General features: G+C 70.6%; 15 protein-coding genes. 8 read left to right on the forward strand and 7 right to left on the reverse strand.

The annotated features are described in order from the left end of the window. Positions 1-263 precede the first annotated feature (263 nt). On the forward strand, positions 264-1,439 hold the full coding sequence (locus AB0J16_RS15535) for a C45 family peptidase (RefSeq protein WP_358539136.1): 1,176 nt from the start codon (positions 264-266) through the stop codon (positions 1,437-1,439). Here AB0J16_RS15535 and AB0J16_RS15540 read toward each other — a convergent pair. From AB0J16_RS15540 to AB0J16_RS15565, 6 genes are all read right to left on the reverse strand, one after another. Then, positions 1,426-2,373 carry a DNA polymerase ligase N-terminal domain-containing protein gene (locus tag AB0J16_RS15540; protein WP_358539138.1) on the reverse strand — a complete coding sequence of 316 codons (948 nt, stop codon included), beginning with the start codon at positions 2,371-2,373 and terminating at the stop codon, positions 1,426-1,428. The two genes, AB0J16_RS15535 and AB0J16_RS15540, sit on opposite strands and share 14 nt — an antisense overlap. Positions 2,374-2,389: 16 nt before the next feature. After that, entirely contained in the window at positions 2,390-3,064 is a 675-nt protein-coding gene (locus tag AB0J16_RS15545) for a FadR/GntR family transcriptional regulator (protein ID WP_358539141.1), read from the reverse strand. 25 nt (positions 3,065-3,089) lie between these two features. Then, on the reverse strand, positions 3,090-4,115 hold the full coding sequence (locus tag AB0J16_RS15550) for an MBL fold metallo-hydrolase (RefSeq protein ID WP_358539143.1): 1,026 nt from the start codon (positions 4,113-4,115) through the stop codon (positions 3,090-3,092). 145 nt (positions 4,116-4,260) lie between these two features. Continuing rightward, positions 4,261-5,379, reverse strand: coding sequence for a steroid 3-ketoacyl-CoA thiolase (locus AB0J16_RS15555; RefSeq protein ID WP_358539145.1), 1,119 nt, complete (start codon positions 5,377-5,379; stop codon positions 4,261-4,263). 43 nt (positions 5,380-5,422) lie between these two features. Beyond that, positions 5,423-6,415: a sigma-70 family RNA polymerase sigma factor gene (locus tag AB0J16_RS15560; RefSeq protein WP_358539147.1), complete on the reverse strand. Its 993-nt coding sequence runs from the start codon at positions 6,413-6,415 to the stop codon at positions 5,423-5,425. 41 nt (positions 6,416-6,456) lie between these two features. Continuing rightward, complete coding sequence (locus AB0J16_RS15565) at positions 6,457-7,395, reverse strand: NADP-dependent oxidoreductase (RefSeq protein WP_358540323.1); 939 nt, start codon at positions 7,393-7,395, stop codon at positions 6,457-6,459. A gap of 77 nt (positions 7,396-7,472) precedes the next feature. Here AB0J16_RS15565 and AB0J16_RS15570 point away from each other — a divergent pair, with 77 nt between their 5' ends. Beyond that, on the forward strand, positions 7,473-8,435 hold the full coding sequence (locus tag AB0J16_RS15570; protein WP_358539150.1) for a helix-turn-helix domain-containing protein: 963 nt from the start codon (positions 7,473-7,475) through the stop codon (positions 8,433-8,435). A 6-nt stretch (positions 8,436-8,441) separates the two neighbouring features. On the opposite strand, the gene AB0J16_RS15575 is transcribed toward AB0J16_RS15570, so the two are convergent. Next, complete coding sequence (locus tag AB0J16_RS15575; RefSeq protein ID WP_357644750.1) at positions 8,442-9,035, reverse strand: TetR family transcriptional regulator; 594 nt, start codon at positions 9,033-9,035, stop codon at positions 8,442-8,444. A 242-nt stretch (positions 9,036-9,277) separates the two neighbouring features. Between AB0J16_RS15575 and AB0J16_RS15580 the strand changes: the two genes are divergently transcribed. From AB0J16_RS15580 to AB0J16_RS15605, 6 genes are all read left to right on the forward strand, one after another. Then, on the forward strand, positions 9,278-10,942 hold the full coding sequence (locus AB0J16_RS15580; protein ID WP_358539152.1) for an AMP-binding protein: 1,665 nt from the start codon (positions 9,278-9,280) through the stop codon (positions 10,940-10,942). Continuing rightward, positions 10,942-11,982 carry an acyl-CoA dehydrogenase family protein gene (locus AB0J16_RS15585; RefSeq protein ID WP_358539155.1) on the forward strand — a complete coding sequence of 347 codons (1,041 nt, stop codon included), beginning with the start codon at positions 10,942-10,944 and terminating at the stop codon, positions 11,980-11,982. The genes AB0J16_RS15580 and AB0J16_RS15585 overlap by 1 nt, the downstream gene beginning before the upstream one ends. Beyond that, positions 11,982-13,136: an acyl-CoA dehydrogenase family protein gene (locus tag AB0J16_RS15590; protein ID WP_358539158.1), complete on the forward strand. Its 1,155-nt coding sequence runs from the start codon at positions 11,982-11,984 to the stop codon at positions 13,134-13,136. The genes AB0J16_RS15585 and AB0J16_RS15590 overlap by 1 nt, the downstream gene beginning before the upstream one ends. Further along, the gene (locus tag AB0J16_RS15595) at positions 13,133-14,188 is read left to right on the forward strand and encodes an OB-fold domain-containing protein (RefSeq protein WP_358539163.1); all 1,056 of its coding nucleotides are present in this window, start codon (positions 13,133-13,135) and stop codon (positions 14,186-14,188) included. Before AB0J16_RS15590 ends, AB0J16_RS15595 begins: the two co-directional genes overlap by 4 nt. Then, positions 14,188-14,601 (forward strand): MaoC/PaaZ C-terminal domain-containing protein, encoded by a 414-nt coding sequence (locus tag AB0J16_RS15600; protein ID WP_358539173.1) that lies wholly within the window; start codon positions 14,188-14,190, stop codon positions 14,599-14,601. Before AB0J16_RS15595 ends, AB0J16_RS15600 begins: the two co-directional genes overlap by 1 nt. A gap of 116 nt (positions 14,602-14,717) precedes the next feature. Beyond that, positions 14,718-15,884 (forward strand): lipid-transfer protein, encoded by a 1,167-nt coding sequence (locus tag AB0J16_RS15605; protein WP_358539175.1) that lies wholly within the window; start codon positions 14,718-14,720, stop codon positions 15,882-15,884. Positions 15,885-15,901 lie beyond the last annotated feature (17 nt).

A 15,901-nucleotide genomic window follows, 5' to 3' on the forward strand; every position in this document is an offset into this window, starting at 1 on the left:
GTGTGATGCAGGTAGAAAGCCAGGCTGCAGGGCGCACGAGCAGAACGGGAGTAGGTGCACATGACGCATCGGTCGCTCGCTCATTGACCCCGCCAAGATCTCGACGGACGCTGCACAAGGCTCCGCTCTCTTCGGTGCGGTGCTCGTGCAGCTCAGGCGCAAACGGTTGCCGTCCGTATCTCCGTTACGGGCCGACCGGTAATGGGGCCGCTCAACCAGGGCAGCTTCTAGGTGCGCAGCGTTCTTCGACGACTGGAGGAAACATGATCGAGTACGGTCAACCCAACCCGGCGGCCGGCCCGCCGCTCGTCGCCGTCGAGGGGACGCCTCGTGAGATGGGGGCCGAGATCGGCCGCCGGACCAGCGAACTCGTCGAGCGGAGCCTGGAGACGTACCTGCGCAGGTTCCGTGACGACGTGGGCCTGTCGGACGCCGACGTGCTGCGCTGGGGCGCCACCTATCTCGCCGTGGCCCGGGGTTACGACCGTACGATCGCGGAGATGCTGGAGGGCCTGGCCGAGGGCGCGGGCCGGCGGGTCGAGCACATCACGGCGCTCAACGCGCGTACCGAGCTGCTCTACGGGACCGGCTACCACGACGAGGGCTGCACCTCGGTGGCGGTGTTGCCGCAGTACACGCGCGACGGCCACACCCTGCTCGCGCAGAACTGGGACTGGAACCCCGAGCAGGGACCCGTCACGTTCCTGCTGGCGACCCGCGACACCGAGGGCTTCTCGGTGCTCACGCTGGCCGAGGCGGGCATGCTGGCCAAGAGCGGCCTGAACTCCGCGGGCCTCGGGGTCTGCGCCAACCTGCTCGTCTCCGACCTGGACACCGGCGGCGAGGGCGTGCCGTACCACTATCTGCTGCGCGGGGTGCTGAACTCGCCCCGGATGAGCACCGCGTTGCGCAGGACGCTCAACGTGCCCCGCGTCTCCTCGGGGAACGTGCTCATCGCCGACGCCGGAGGTGAGGCGATCGACCTTGAGGTGGCGCCCGGTGTGTTCGGGCACCTGCTGCCGGAGGACGGCCTGCTGGCCCACTCCAACCACTTCCAGTGCCCGCTTCCGCTGCATGACGAGAAGGTGGCGGCCTCGGCTCTGACGCTGCTGCGGCCCGCGCGGATGCGGCATCTGCTGGAGGACGCGGCGCGCGTACGGGCGGTGACCGTCGAGGACATCGTGGCGGCGCTGCGCGATCACTTCTCCTTCCCTGACGGCATCTGCCGCCACCGCGATCCGGACGTCGCGGAGGCCGACCTGTCCACGACGGTGTACTCGATCGTGATGGACCTTGATGAGCGTGTGCTGTCCATCGCGAGCGGGCCGCCGTGCGAGAACCAGTACGCGCGCTGGCGCCTGGACGACGTCTTCACTCAGGGCGCCGTGCCCGCCCTGCACGCGATACCCGAGGAGTCGGTCGGGGCTAGGCGGGGATGAAGAGCCAGGACTTCGACACGCCCGGCTCATAGGGGGAGTCGAGGCGCTTGGCGATCACGCCGGGCAGCCCCTGCTCGCGGGCCGCCTGCCGTACCGGCCTGGCCTGGCCCGGCCACGCGGGGGCGGTCTGCCAGCGGGCGGAGGCCGGCATGAGCGCTTCCAAAGCCGCGCGGCGGGCCGTGTACGGCAGCGCGACCAGGGAGTGGCCGTCGTCGTACAGGAGGTCATAGCAGACCAGAACCTCCGTGCCCGCCATCGTGACCACCTCGCCGTCCAGCACCGCCGTGCGGCTGCCGAACGACGCCGCGAGCGGGCGCAGCCAGGGATAGCGCCGCGCCGCCTCCGTACGCCCGCCGTCGATCGCCACCAGCACGCGCTCCCCGCCCCACGCGAACTCGAACGCGTAGTCGGCCACGTCACGTGGCAGCCGGGTCCGTTCGACCGGAAGCATCGGGTCGAGCGGGGGCAGGGGGTCGCGGGAGGGTGGGTCCATGCGGTGGATCATCCAGTTCTTGCCGTTCGTCGGGAACAGCACGAACCGTCCCGCGGCTCGCGAGCCGTGCAGCACGACCTTGACCTCGCGGTCGGACCACTTCTCGGTCTCGTACGTGCCGCGGTCCCAGACCGTCATCGTGCCGCCGCCGTACTCGCCCTTGGGGATCTCGCCGTGGAAGTCGAGGTATTCCATCGGGTGGTCCTCGGTACGTACGGCCAGGTGATTGACGCGTGGGTCGGCCGGCAGGCCCTTGGGGATCGCCCAGGAGGCGAGCACCCCGTCCCGCTCCAGCCGCAGGTCCCAGTGCAGGGCGCGGGCGTGATGCTCCTGGATCACGAACGCGGCGCCGTCGCCCGACTCGGGGGCCGTGTCGGGGACGGGCTCGGGGGTACGGCTGGCGTCGCGTTTGCTGCGATATTTCTCCAGTTTGTCGGCCACGCCGGGGTATCTACCCTCAGTCGAGGGCCTTGCGCAGCCAGGATTCCACTCCCGCGATGTGCACCGTGGCCCAGGAGCGGGCCACGTCGGGCTGACGGGTCGCGATGGCCTCGTAGATCGCGGTGTGCTGCTCCCGCGTCTTCTCCATCGCGCCCTCCTGGGTCAGCCCGCGCCAGATCCGCGCCCGGGTCGTCGGCCCGGACAGGCTCTCGATGAACGAGCAGAGCACGCTGTTGCCCGAACCCCGCGCGATCCGGTGGTGGAAGTCCAGGTCGTTGGCCACCAACTCCTCCACCGTGGGTGAGTCGGGCAGCGACTCCAGGATCACCCGGAGCTCGTCGATCTCCCCTTCGGTCATCTGCTCGGTCGCCATCGCCGTCGCCGCGGGCTCCAGGATGCGGCGTACCTCGAAGAACTGGATCACCGTGTCGTCGCGATGCAGGTCGAGCACGAACGACATGGTGTCGAGCAGCAGGCGCGGCTCCAAACTGGTGACGTAGGTGCCGTCTCCCTGGCGTACGTCGAGGACGTTGATCAGCGCCAGTGCTCGTACGGCCTCGCGGAGCGAGTTGCGCGACAGGCCGAGGCGCTCGGCCAGGTCGGCCTCCTTCGGCAGCCTGTCGCCGGGCGTGAGCTCGCCCGAGAGGATCATCTGCTTGATTTTGTCGATGGCCGCGTCGGTGACCGCCACGCTTTTCTCCCTAGACATCGGATGTCTAGGATTCTAGGGCCTGGAAGCGCACCATATCGACTCCGGAGACGCGGCGAATCACGCCACGCGCCTCCAGCGTGCGCAGATGCGCGGCCGCCTCTCCCGCGGCCATGCCGCGCAGGACGGGGGACAGGTCGTCCCAGGGCCGGTTCCAGGTCATCATCGCGGCGGTCTCCCAGATGGTCAGCGGTTGCGCGCGCTCGGCCAGGAGGGCGCCGAGTCGCTGGAGCTTCTCCTCGTGATGGTGGCGGATCTCGGCGGCGCGCGCGGCTACATCCGGAAATATCCATTCATGGGCGGGGAGCGCGTCCAGCGGGCCCAGCTCGCCGACGCGGTCCAGCGACTCCAGAAAATCCCCCAACGGATCAACATCGTCCCGGTCATAGGGATAAATCCCGACGTGGGGGGTGATGTCGGGGAGGACGTGGTCGCCGGTGAACAGGCGGTCGGCGTCCTCCAGGTGCAGGCAGATGTGACCGGGGGTGTGACCCGGCGTGTGCACGGCCCGCAGTTTGCGGCCCGGCAGGTCCACCAGGTCGCCGTCGCGCAGCTCGCGGTCGGGCAACGCGGGCGTGTCCGGGCGGCCGGCGGTCGCGACCGCCACGTCCTCGTGCCCGGCCCCCGCCCGCCGCAGCATGTCGGCCTGGAAGTCGCGGTGCTCGCCTTCGGCGAAGCTGTGCATGAGCCTGACCAGCGCGGCGTCCGATTCGTGCATCGCGATCCAGGCGCCGGACTCCGCCCTGACCTGACCGGCCAGCCCGGCGTGGTCGGGGTGGAAGTGGGTGACGACCACGCCTCTGACCGCGCTCACGTCGAGGCCGAGCGTCCGCAGGCCGCCGCTGAGGGCGGCCCAGGCATCCGGGTGGTTCCAGCCGGCGTCCACCAGCACGGGGCCCTTGGGGGAGTCGACGGCGTAGACGAGCGTGTAGCCGAGCGGGTTGCCGGGGATCGGCACGGGCACGCTCCACACCCCACCGCCGAGGTCCTGCGGGCGCTGCTCGGTGTACGGCCTGCGCCGGGTCGTCTTCATGCCTGGGGCCCCCGTTGAGCGTGCTTGTACATGGTCGAGTGTGCGGGACGGAAACGTGAGATCGGTACGGGATTTTCCCGGACGCGGTCGCGCGGCGGGCCCGTGTGGTGTCGGACGTGATCGTGGGACGGCCGTCCCACGTGCGTCACGTGATGCGTTCGATGATCGTGGCCGTCGCCAGCGCGCCGCCCGCGCACATCGTGACCAGCGCGGTCGCCGAGTCGGAGCGCTCCAGCTCGTGCAGCGCCGTCGTGAGCAGCCGCGCCCCCGTGGCGCCGACGGGGTGGCCGAGCGCGATCGCGCCGCCGTTGACGTTGACGCGGTCGAAGTCGGGCTCATGCACGCTCGCCCATGACAGCACGACCGACGCGAACGCCTCGTTCACCTCGAACCTGTCGATGTCGCCGATCGTCATCCCGGCCATCGCGAGCACCTTCGCCGTCGCGTCCACCGGCCCGTCCAGGTGGTAGTACGGCTCCGCGCCCACGAGGGCCTGGGCCAGGATCCGCGCCCGGGGCCGCAGGCCGTGCCGCAGGGCCGTCTCCTCGCTCATCACCAGCACCGCGGCGGCGCCGTCGGAGATCTGCGACGAGGTGCCCGCGGTGTGCCGGCCGCCCTCGCCCATCATCGGCTTGAGCCCGGCCAGCCCGTCGACGGTGGTCTCGCGTAAGCCCTGGTCCCTGCGTACCTGCCCGACGGGCACGATCTCCCGCTCGAACCGCCCGTCGGCCCACGCCTTGGCGGCCAGCTGCTGCGACCGTGCCCCGAACCAGTCGAGCCGCTCGCGGGTCAGCCCGCGCCGCTCCGCGATCCGCTCGGCCGCGGTGAACTGGTCGGGCAGGTCGATGTTCCAGTCGTCGGGCTTCGGCTTGGCCGGCAGGACGTTGCTGCCGAGCGGCGCGCGGCTCATCACCTCGACCCCGCACCCGACGCCCACGTCGATCACGCCGGCCCGGATCATCGCCGCCGCCAGGTGTACGGCCTGCTGCGACGATCCGCACTGCGCGTCGACCGTGGTCACTCCCGTTTGGTACGGCAGCCCCGCGTACAGCCAGGAGTATCGCCCCACATGCCCGCCCTGCTCGCCCGCCTGGGTCACGCACCCGGCGAAGACCTGGCCGACGATCGCCGGGTCGATCCCGGAACGCTCGATCAGGCCGTTGAGCGCGGTGGCCAGCACCTGCTGCGGTTTGAGCTCGGCCAGCCAGCCGCCACGCTTGCCGATGGGGGTGCGGACGGCCTCGACGATCACCGGTGTACCCACAGTAGCCTCCAGAATGATGCTCTGGACGTGACTGTAACGCGTTCTAGTTTCCGGTGGAAGCCCCGCTCAGCGTCTGAGGAAGCCCGAAGGTATCGAAGAGCCCCAGGTCGAAGAACATCGCGACATGGCTGACCCGCGAGCCGGTGAACGTGAGCACCGGCAGCGAGAACGCGTCATAGACATCGCCGTGCCGCAGATACATCCCGAACGCCGCCTGCCCGTTCGCCTCGACCGGCACCAGTCGCAGGTCGCCGGCCTTCTTCGCGGGACAGTTGGTCGCGATGAGCCGGCCGATCTCCTCGGCGCCCTGATACCAGCCGGTGAACGGCGGCATCTCCCAGACCGCGTCCTTCGTGAACAACTCCACGATGCCCGCCACGTCGTAATTCTCGAACGCCGCCACATAGCGGTCGAGCTGCGCCCGTTGCTCGGCCGTCAGCGGCTCGATCGGGTCGTCGAGACTCGGCGCCACCTCGTCGAGCTGGGCACGGGCGCGCTGCAGCGCGCTGTTGACCGCGACGGTCGTGGTGTCGAGCACCTCGGCCACCTCGGCGGCCCGCCACTTGAGCACGTCGCGCAGGATCAGCACCGCCCGCTGCTTGGGCGGCAGGTGCTGCAGCGCGGCGATGAGCGCGAGCCGGATGCTGTCGCGCGAGGTGACGATGGCGGCGGGGTCGTCGGCCCCGGCGCCGACCATCCCGGTGGGCACGGGCTCCAGCCACGGCACCTCGTTGCCCTCGACCAGAGGGCCGGTCGCCTCGGACGCGGGCGCGCCGAGCCCGGTCGGCAGCGGCCGCCGGCTCCGGCTGTCGAGCGCCGTCAGGCAGGCCGTCGTGGCGATGCGGTAGAGCCAGGTGCGCAGGGACGAACGCCCCTCGAACCCGTCATAGGCGCGCCACGCGCGCAGATAGGTCTCCTGGACGAGATCCTCGGCGTCGTGCACCGACCCCAGCATGCGGTAGCAGTGCGCCAGCAACTCGCGCCGCATCAGGTCGGTCTGCCGCAGGAACTCCTCGTTCGACGGCCGCTCAGTCATGCCTCCCTGTATAGCCCCCGCCACCGACAAATCGACGAGTCTCAGGGACGTACAGAGAGGACGATCTTCCCCGTCGTACGGCCGGACTCGCCCAGCTCGTGTGCTTTGGCCGCGTCCGCCAGCGGCAGCACGGCGGCCAGCTCGGCCCGCAGTTTCCCGGCCTTCGCCAGCGCGGCCAGCGCCTTCATCGCGGCGTGATCGGGCTCGACGAGCATGGCCGCCGACCGGATGCCGCGTTCGGCGGCCCGCGCGTGCAGGCTCTCGTCCAGGAGCATGAGGGCCAGCGAGACGATCGTGCCGCCCTCACGCAGGGTACGCAGTGAGCGCGGGCCGTAGTCGCCGCCCATGGTGTCGACCACCACGTCGACGTCGCGGACGACCTCTGCGAAGTCCTCGCTCCGGTAGTCGATCAGCTCGTCGGCGCCGAGGTCGCGGAGCCACTCGTGCTTGGCGGCGCTGGCCGTACCGATGACGTACGCGCCGCGTGCCTTGGCGATCTGCACGGCGAAGTGCCCCACACCACCCGCCGCCGCGTGCACGAGCACCCGCTGACCCTCCGCCAGCCTGGCGGTGTCCACCAGCGCCTGCCAGGCGGTCAGCGCGGCGAGGGGGATCGCGGCCGCGTGGGTGTGGTCGAGGTTCGCGGGTTTGGGGGCGAAATGGCGGGCCGGGGCGCTCACGTACTCGGCGAAGGCGCCGTGGCCGTACGGAAAGCGGAGCATGCCGAAGACCTCGTCACCGGGCCGGTAAATGGTCGTGCCCAGGCCCACCTGCTCGACGACGCCGGAGACGTCCCAGCCGAGCACGAACGGCGGCGCCCCCAGCTGACCACCGCCGGCCCGGGTCTTCCAGTCAGCGGGGTTGACCCCGGCCGCGTGCACCCGCACGAGCACCTCGGTCGGCCCCGGCGTGGGCCTGTCCACCTCGATCATCTTCAGCACTTCTGGCCCGCCCAGGGCGTCCTGGCTGATCGCGCGCATCTTCATGCCGTCAAGCTTGCTGCGCCGGGTATCGGGCGGCGAGTGGCCCGGAGGCCAAGATGTGTAAAGATCGGGCCATGCATCGTGTGGTCGTACTGGCGCTGCCGAACGTCATCCCGTTCGAGCTGAGCGTGCCGTCAAGGATCTTCTGCACGGCACGTGCTCCGGGAGGCGAGCCGCTCTACGAGGTGATCACCTGCACGCTCGACGGCGGTCCCGTCGCCACGGCCGCCGACTACACGATCGCCGTCGAACACGACGCGGGCGCGCTGGCGAGCGCCGACACCGTCGTCATCCCCGCCGCCGCCGGCTTCGCGGACATCACCGGTCCGGAGTCGCTGCCTGCCGGGCTCCTCGACGCCCTCTCCCTGGTACGGCCGGGCACCCGCGTCGTCTCGATCTGCATCGCCACCTTCGTCCTCGCGGCCGCGGGACTCCTCGACGGCCGCCCGGCCACCACCCACTGGCGGCACGCCGAGCGCTTCGCCCGCCTCTTCCCTGAGGTGCGGATGGACTCGGACGTGCTGTTCGTGGACGACGGCGATGTGCTCACCTCGGCGGGCGCGTCGGCGGGCGTGGACCTCTGCCTGCACCTGGTGAGGCGCGACCACGGCAGCGAGATCGCCAACCAGGTGGCCCGCCACTGCATCGTCCCCCCGTGGCGGGACGGCGGCCAAGCCCAGTACATCGAACGCCCCGTTCCCGAACCGTCGGCCTCCGGCACCGCCCCCACCCGGGCGTGGGCCCTCCAGCACCTGTCCACCCCGCTCCAGCTGGCCGACCTGGCCGAACACGCGGGCATGAGCAGACGCACCTTCACCCGGCACTTCCGCCACGAGGTAGGCCAGAGTCCCGGCCAATGGCTGCTCCAGCAACGCGTGGAGCTGGCCAGACACCTTCTGGAGAGCACGGACCTGCCGGTGGACCGGGTGGCGGAGCAGTCGGGCTTCGGCACGGCGGCCTCCATGAGGCAGCACCTGCACGCGTCACTGGGGGTGTCCCCGCACGCGTATCGCCGTACCTTCAGGGCCGTCGGCTGACGCCAACTAGAGGTCGTTGACCAGCCGTGCGGCGGCGATCTCGATGCGGCGCTGGATCTGCTCATAGGTGCGGCGCCCGCGCAGCATCTCCAGCAGCTCCTGCACCCACACGCTGGACAGCGACCCCGCCAGGTCGAGCTGCACCTCGCTGGCCCGATCCCGTGTGAGGTCGGCCGACACGCGCAGCAGCAGCCCCGTCATCCGGTCGCCGAACGGCGTCTCCACCTCGGCCATGATCAGCGATCGGATCAGCGCGTCGGCCAGCTCCGGCTCGCGCATCAGGCCGCGCGTGGCGCGCATCAGGACGTCGACCGCGCGGCCCGCCGGGGTGGAGGCGCTCGGCGGACGGCGCTGGATGCTGCTCTCCAGCAGGTCGATCTCCTCGCCGACGACCGCCACGACCAGGTCCATCTTCGACGGGAAGTAGCGGTAGAGGGTGCCGAGCGCGACGCCCGCCCGCTCGGCGACCGTGCGCATCTGCATGGCCTCGACGCCGCCGCGCGAGGCCAGGGCGGCGGCGGCCTGGACGATGCGCTTGCGGCGCTGGTGCTGGCTACGCGTACGGACGCTGTGACCGCCGGACGTGGAATGGCTCTCCATGATCCCCTCGGTGTCGCTGGGGGGCGCGGCGGTGGTCGCCTGCGGGGTACGCATGAGAACACGTTATCTGATTTCTCGATAACTCGGCTTGTTACTCGCGAGTCACAAAGAGCCTGCATAGACGCATGTCTGCGGCGCTACAGGCATATATCCAGACTTGTTGGGATGTGTCGTGGCTAGACAGATATTAGAATCTGTTCTAGTTTGCGGAACTGTTGACCGAGCGCTTGCTGGGAGGGTCGATGGCCGCGGACACACTCGCCGCCCTGCTGCTGGCCCGGGCCGATGATGACCGTCCGGGGCTGGTGTTCGAGGATCGCGTGTGGTCGTGGCGCTCGGTCGTGGCCGCCTGCCGTACCGCCGCCGACTGGTTGACCTCTCGCTCCTTCGACGGGCCGCCGCACGTGGGGGTTCTCTGCGACAACGTTCCGGAGATGGTGTTCCTGCTGGGCGGGGCCGCGCTCTCCGGGCGGGTGCTGGTGGCGCTGAACCCGACCCGATCAGTGGCGGAGCTGACCCGCGACGCCCAGGCCACCGACGTCGGCCTCCTGCTGTGGGACGCGCCTTATGGGACGGTGGCGCGGTCCGTCGCCGAAGCCTCGGGTACGGCCTCGACGCCCGTCCCGGACTGGGGCTCGGGGGACGCGCCTGACCTGCCTCTTCCGGGGCCGGACGCGAGCCTCGAACCGGACGCGAGCCCTGATCCGGGCACGGGTCCGGCTGATCCGGGCGCGTTGGTCATGCTGATCTTCACTTCCGGGACGTCCGGACGGCCGAGGGCAGTGCGGATCACGCAGCGGAAGATCGCCGTCCCCGGCGTCTCGCTGGCCGCGATGCTGACCCCCGCCGACGCCGTCTACTGCGCGATGCCGCTCTTCCACTCCGGCGCCGTCATGGCCGCCTACGCCCCCGCCGTGGCGTCAGGGGCGGCGCTGGTGCTGCGGCGGAGGTTCTCCGCGTCGGGCCTGCTGCCGGACATCAGGCGGTACGGCTGCACGTACCTCCACTACGTCGGCAAAGTGCTCTCCTACGTCCTGGCCACCCCGCGACAACCCGACGACGCCGACAACCCCCTGAAGCTCGCCTTCGGCAACGAGGGGAGCGCCACGGCGACCAGACGGTTCGGGGGGCGGTTCGGCTGTCACGTGATCGACGCGTTCGGGTCGACGGAGACGGCCATCTCGCTCACCCCGGACCCCATGGGACCGCCCGGCTGCCTCGGCAGGCTGCCGGCGGGCATCGAGATCCGCAGCTGGCTGACCGGCCTGCCGTGCCCGCCGGGCCGCGTCGAGAACGGGCGGCTGCTCAACCCCGACGAGGCGATCGGCGAGCTGGTGAACATCGGTGGCCTCGGCCTGTTCGACGGCTACTACAACGACCCGGAGGCCGACGCCGAGCGGATGCGGGAGGGCGCGTTCTGGTCGGGCGATCTGGCGTACGCGGACGCCGACGGCTACGTGTTCTTCGCCGGGCGGGGCACCGAGCGGCTCCGTGTGGACGGCGAGAACCTGGCGGTGGCGCCCATCGAGGCGGTCCTGCGGGAGTTCCCGGGCGTGATCGAGGCGGCCGTCTATCCGGTGCCGGACGCGGCGGCCGGAGACCAGGTCATGGCGGCGCTGGTCATGGAGGCGGCGTTCGACCCTGTCGCGTTCGCCGGGTTCCTCGCCGGGCGCCGCGATCTGGGTGCCAAGTCGTTCCCCCGGTACGTACGCATCTCCGATGGTCTGCCCCAGACCCCCTCGCACAAGGTCGTCAAGCGTGTCCTGGTGCAGGAGGGCTGGCGGACGGCCGACCCCGTCTGGTGGCGTCCTGCGGGCGCGGAGATCCGATTACTGGGCGGCGCGGACGTCGCGGCGATCGAGCGGGAGTTCGCCCGGCACGGCCGGCAACACCTTTTGGAGAAATAGTGGATTTCAACCTGGATGAGACCCAGCAGGACCTGCGTACCCTGACCGCCGACCTTCTGGCGAAGGAGGCGACCTCGGAGCGGCTGGAGGCGCACGAGAAGAGCGGCCGGCCGTATGACGAACGGCTCTGGCAGGCGCTGTGCCAGGCGGAGTTGATGAGCGTGTGCGTGCCGGAGGACGCGGGTGGCGCCGGGCTCGGGGCCGTCGAGCTGGCCGTGGTGCTCCGCGAGTTCGGCGCGCGGGCCGCACCGGCGCCCGCGCTGGCGACGCTGGTGAGCACGCTCGCGCTGGCCCGCTACGGCACACCCGCGCGGCAGCGCCCGCCGGCCGACGGCGTCGGCACGGTGGCGCTGCGGGAGCCGGGCTGGGCGCCGGCGGCCCCGCCCGTGACCGCCGCTGAGAGGGATAGCGACGGGTGGGTGCTGACCGGCCGCAAGATCGGGGTCCCGTACGGGAGCGAGGCGGCGTACATGCTGGTCACGGCCGCCGAGGGGGTGTTCCTGGTCACCGGCGGATGGACGGCGCGCCCGGAGTTCGCCGCCAACGGCGAGTCGCTGGCCACCATCGTGTTCAACCGGACCCCGGCCGAGCGGCTGGCGGGTCCGGAAGCGGTCTCCGGTCTGCGGCAGATCTTCACGGCGGCCGTCGCGGCCCAGGCGAGCGGCGTGCTGGCCGGAGCTCTCAAATTGACCACCGAGTACATCAAGAACAGGAAGCAGTTCGGCCGGGCCCTGGCCGAGTTCCAGGCGGTCACCGTACAGATCGCCGACGTCTACATCGCCACGCGGGCGCTCGACGTGGCCGTGTGGTCGGGCGCCTGGCTGCTCGCCAACGACCTCCCGGCGGAGGAGGACCTGGCCGTGGCCGCCTTCCACGTCAGTGAGGCGTACAAGGCGCTCTTCACCTGCCAGCACCTGCACGGCGGCCTGGGCCTCGACGTGACGTACCCGCTGCACCGCTACTTCGCCCACGCCAAGCACCTGACGCACCTGCTCGGCGGCGCCGACGCCCAGCTCGACCTGATCGGAGCGCTCGTCTGATGCTGATCGACCTGACCCCCGAGCAGCGCAGGCTCCGCGACGAGCTGCGCGAGTACTTCCAGAACTGCCTCACCGACGAGGACCGCCGCAAGATCTCCCAGGATCCCTTCGGCACCGCCTACATGGAGCACTGCCGCAGGCTCGGCCGCGACCGCAAGCTCGGCCTCGGCTGGCCGAAGGAGTACGGCGGCGCCGGTTACGGCCCGCTCGAACAGCAGATCTTCGCCAACGAGATCGCCCGCGCCGGCGTGCCGTACCCGATCATCACGCTGCAGACGGTCGGGCCCACCCTGATGCAGTACGGCACGCAGGAGCAGAAGGAGATGTTCCTGCCGAGCATCCTGGCCGGAGAATGCCACTTCGCGATCGGCTACAGCGAGCCCGAGGCCGGTACGGACCTGGCCTCGCTGCGGACCACGGCGGTGCTCGACGGCGACCACTACGTCGTCAACGGCCAGAAGATCTTCACCAGCGGCGCCCACTACGCCCAGTACATCTGGCTCGCCACCCGCACCAACCCCGACGCCAAGAAGCACAAGGGCATCACGATGATGATCGCCTCGACCGACGATCCCGGCTTCTCCTGGACCCCGATCATCACCATGGACGGCCGTCACCACACGAACGCCACCTACTACGCCGACGTCCGCGTCCCGGCGAGCATGGTCGTCGGCGAGGTGGACAAGGGCTGGGACCTGATCGTCAACCAGCTCAACCACGAACGCGTCACGCTCGGTCCCGCCGGGAACCTCGGCCAGACCTACGACCGCTTCCTGGCCTGGGCGCGGCGTACCGGGCTGGTGGAGAATCCGGACGTACGACGGGCGCTCGGCAGGGTGCGGGCATACTTCCGGACGAACGAGCTGCTCAACTGGCAGGTCGCGGCGAACATGGACCTCGGCTGGCTGGGCGCGCCCGACGCGTCGGCCACCAAGATCTACGCCTCGGAGCGGGTACAGGAGGTCGGCCGGCTCATCGGCGACATCCTGGCCCGCTACGGCGACCCGTCGGACCCGGAGACGGCCGAGCTCCTGGAGCGCACCGATCACGGGGTGAAGGGCGCGGTGGTGCTGACGTTCGGCGGCGGGGTGAACGAGGTGCAGCGCGAGCTGATCGCGATGCTCGGCCTGAGCCTCCCGAGGCCGCCCCGATGACCGACCCCTCGACTCTCGACCCCGCCACTCCCGAGTCTGTGACCCCCGGCCCCGCCACCCCCGCCCCGTCCACGCCTGCCCCCGTCGCTCCTGACCCCGCGAGCGTGGACAGGGAGCTGCGGGAGCTGGCGGACAAGCAGGTCGCCCTCGGGGAGATGCGCGGCACCCCCGCGGCCGATCCGGTGAACGTGCCCATGATCAGGCACTGGCTGACCGCCCTCGGCGACGCGAACCCGGCCTACCTCGACCAAGGGGTCGCCCCGCCCGCGATGATCCAGGTCTGGACCATGCAGGGCCTCCGCCAGGACGCCAAGGACCGCTCGCCGGTCGACGACATGCTCACCGCGCTGCAGGCGCACGGCTACACGGGCGTGGTGGCGACGAACTGCGAGCAGACCTATCACCGGTACGTACGGCTCGGCGAGCGCCTGACCCCGTCGACCCGCTTCACGAGCCTCGTGGGCCCGAAGCGGACGGCGCTCGGCGAGGGCTACTTCGCCACCTGGAACGTCACTTGGTACGACGAGGCGGACGAACCAGTGGCCGAGATGATGTTCCGAATCCTGAAATTTCGCCCACGCACCGGCAAGCGCCCCAGCTCCACCACCACATCATCCGAGACCGCGAAACCCCCGGAGACCGGCCCCCGCGAGGCGTACCCGCTGCGCCCCGCCGTCAACGCCGACACGGCCTTCTTCTGGGAAGGCGTCCAGCAGGGCGAGCTGCGCATCCAGCGCTGCGCCGACTGCGGTGAGCTGCGCCACCCACCCGGCCCGATATGTCCCGTCTGCCGCTCCACCAACCGCACCCACACCGTGGCGAGCGGCCACGGAACCGTCTACAGCTACGTCGTCCACCACCACCCGCCGGTGCCGGGACGCGAGACGCCCTTCGTGGTGGCAGTGGTGGAACTGCCAGAAGGGGTGAGGATCGTGGGAAACATCGTGGACTGTCCGACCGACGCCGTCAGCATCGGCATGTCGTTGCGCGTGACGTACCGCGCGCTGGACGACGAACTAGTCCTGCCCATGTGGGCGCCAGGGGAGTCGTGATGCGGACGCTGACCGAAGACCAGGTCGAGCTCGGTTCGGTGCTTCCCGAGCTGTCGATCGACCTCACGCCCACGGTGGTCGTCTCCACCGCCCTGGCCACCATGGACTTCACCCCGGTGCACCACGACGTCGAGCGCGCCCGCGCGCAGGGCTCCAAGGACATCTTCCTCAACATCCTGACCACGATGGGGCTGGTGGAGCGGTACGTCACGGACTGGGCGGGTCCAGCGGCCATCATCAGGCGCATCAACGTCAAGCTCGGCGTCCCGGCGTACGCGGGCGACCGGCTGAGCTTCACGGGCACGGTCGTCTCGCGGGCGGCGGGGGAGCTCAAAGTCGAGGTACGCGGCAAGGTCAGCCTCGGCGACCACGCCACCGGCACGATCACCCTCACCCTCCCCCCAGCCCCCTGACCCGAACGGCCCCTGACCCGAACGGCCCCTGACCCGAACGGCCCCGGCCCGAACGGCCCCGGCCCGAACAACCCCAGCCCGAACAGAGCCCCCTGACCCGAAGGAGTGGCACGTCAGTGCTCAAGTCACGAGCCGCCATCGCCGGCATCGGCGCCACCGAGTTCAGCAAGCGATCCGGCCGGTCGGAGCTGCGGCTGGCGGCCGAGGCCGTGTTCGCCGCGCTCGACGATGCCGGGGTGGCGCCGGGTGACGTGGACGGGATGGTGACCTTCACCCAGGACACCAACCAGGAGATCGCCGTGGCCCGCGAGATCGGCGCCGGTGAGCTCACGTACTTCTCCAGGGTCGAGTACGGGGGCGGCGCGGCGTGCGGCACGGTGGCGCAGGCCGCCATGGCCGTCGCGACCGGCATGGCCACCACCGTCGTCTGCTACCGGGCGTTCAACGAGCGGTCCGGCCGGAGGTTCGGGCAGCCGGACGCCCGCCTGGGCGGCCAGCCGACCTCGCAGGGGCTGGAGATGAGCTGGCACGTACCGTTCGGGCTGATGACGCCCGCCGGGTGGGTGGCCATGTTCGCCCAGCGGTACATGCACACCTACGGCGCCACCTCAGAGGACTTCGGCCGGGTGGCCGTCGCCATGCGCAGGCACGCCTCCACGAACCCCGCCGCCTGGTTCCACGGTCGTCCCATCACCCTGGCGGAGCACCAGGAGTCCAAGTGGATCGTGGAGCCGCTGCACCTGCTCGACTGCTGCCAGGAGAGCGACGGGGCCGTGGCCCTGGTGGTCACGACCACCGAACGGGCCCGGGACCTACGCCGCTCCCCGGCCGTGATCACCGCCGCCGCCCAAGGGGCGGGCGCGGGGCAGATGATGATGACCAGCTACTACCGCGATGACATGAGCGGCCTGCCGGAGATGGGAGTCGTCGGCCGACGTTTATGGGAAATGTCCGGCTTGACCCCGCAGGACATCCAGACGGCCATCCTGTACGACCACTTCACCCCGTTCGTCCTGGCCCAGCTGGAGGAGCTGGGCTTCTGCGGCCGGGGGGAGGCCCCCGACTACCTCCGGGACGGTGGCATCGAGCTCGGCGGCCGCCTGCCCGTCAACCCGAACGGCGGCCAGTTGGGGGAGGCCTACATCCACGGCATGAACGGCATCGCCGAGGCCGTACGGCAGCTGAGAGGCACCTCCGCCAACCAGGTGAGCGGCGTCCGCAACGTCCTGGTGACGGCGGGCACGGGTGTTCCGACCAGCGGGCTGATCCTGTCGGCCGGCTGACGGGGGCCTTTTCGCAT

The organism is Nonomuraea sp. NPDC049750 (genome assembly GCF_040659625.1).
Lineage (GTDB): Bacteria > Actinomycetota > Actinomycetes > Streptosporangiales > Streptosporangiaceae > Nonomuraea.

Excerpts from the sequence above, each read along its gene's own strand:
- AB0J16_RS15570 (WP_358539150.1), top strand. The coding sequence starts at position 7,473 with ATGCATCGTGTGGTCGTACTGGCGCTGCCGAACGTCATCCCGTTCGAG.
- AB0J16_RS15560 (WP_358539147.1), bottom strand. The coding sequence starts at position 6,415 with ATGACTGAGCGGCCGTCGAACGAGGAGTTCCTGCGGCAGACCGACCTG.
- AB0J16_RS15580 (WP_358539152.1), top strand. The coding sequence starts at position 9,278 with ATGGCCGCGGACACACTCGCCGCCCTGCTGCTGGCCCGGGCCGATGAT.
- AB0J16_RS15550 (WP_358539143.1), bottom strand. The coding sequence starts at position 4,115 with ATGAAGACGACCCGGCGCAGGCCGTACACCGAGCAGCGCCCGCAGGAC.
- AB0J16_RS15595 (WP_358539163.1), top strand. The coding sequence starts at position 13,133 with ATGACCGACCCCTCGACTCTCGACCCCGCCACTCCCGAGTCTGTGACC.
- AB0J16_RS15590 (WP_358539158.1), top strand. The coding sequence starts at position 11,982 with ATGCTGATCGACCTGACCCCCGAGCAGCGCAGGCTCCGCGACGAGCTG.
- AB0J16_RS15575 (WP_357644750.1), bottom strand. The coding sequence starts at position 9,035 with ATGGAGAGCCATTCCACGTCCGGCGGTCACAGCGTCCGTACGCGTAGC.
- AB0J16_RS15565 (WP_358540323.1), bottom strand. The coding sequence starts at position 7,395 with ATGCGCGCGATCAGCCAGGACGCCCTGGGCGGGCCAGAAGTGCTGAAG.
- AB0J16_RS15600 (WP_358539173.1), top strand. The coding sequence starts at position 14,188 with ATGCGGACGCTGACCGAAGACCAGGTCGAGCTCGGTTCGGTGCTTCCC.
- AB0J16_RS15535 (WP_358539136.1), top strand. The coding sequence starts at position 264 with ATGATCGAGTACGGTCAACCCAACCCGGCGGCCGGCCCGCCGCTCGTC.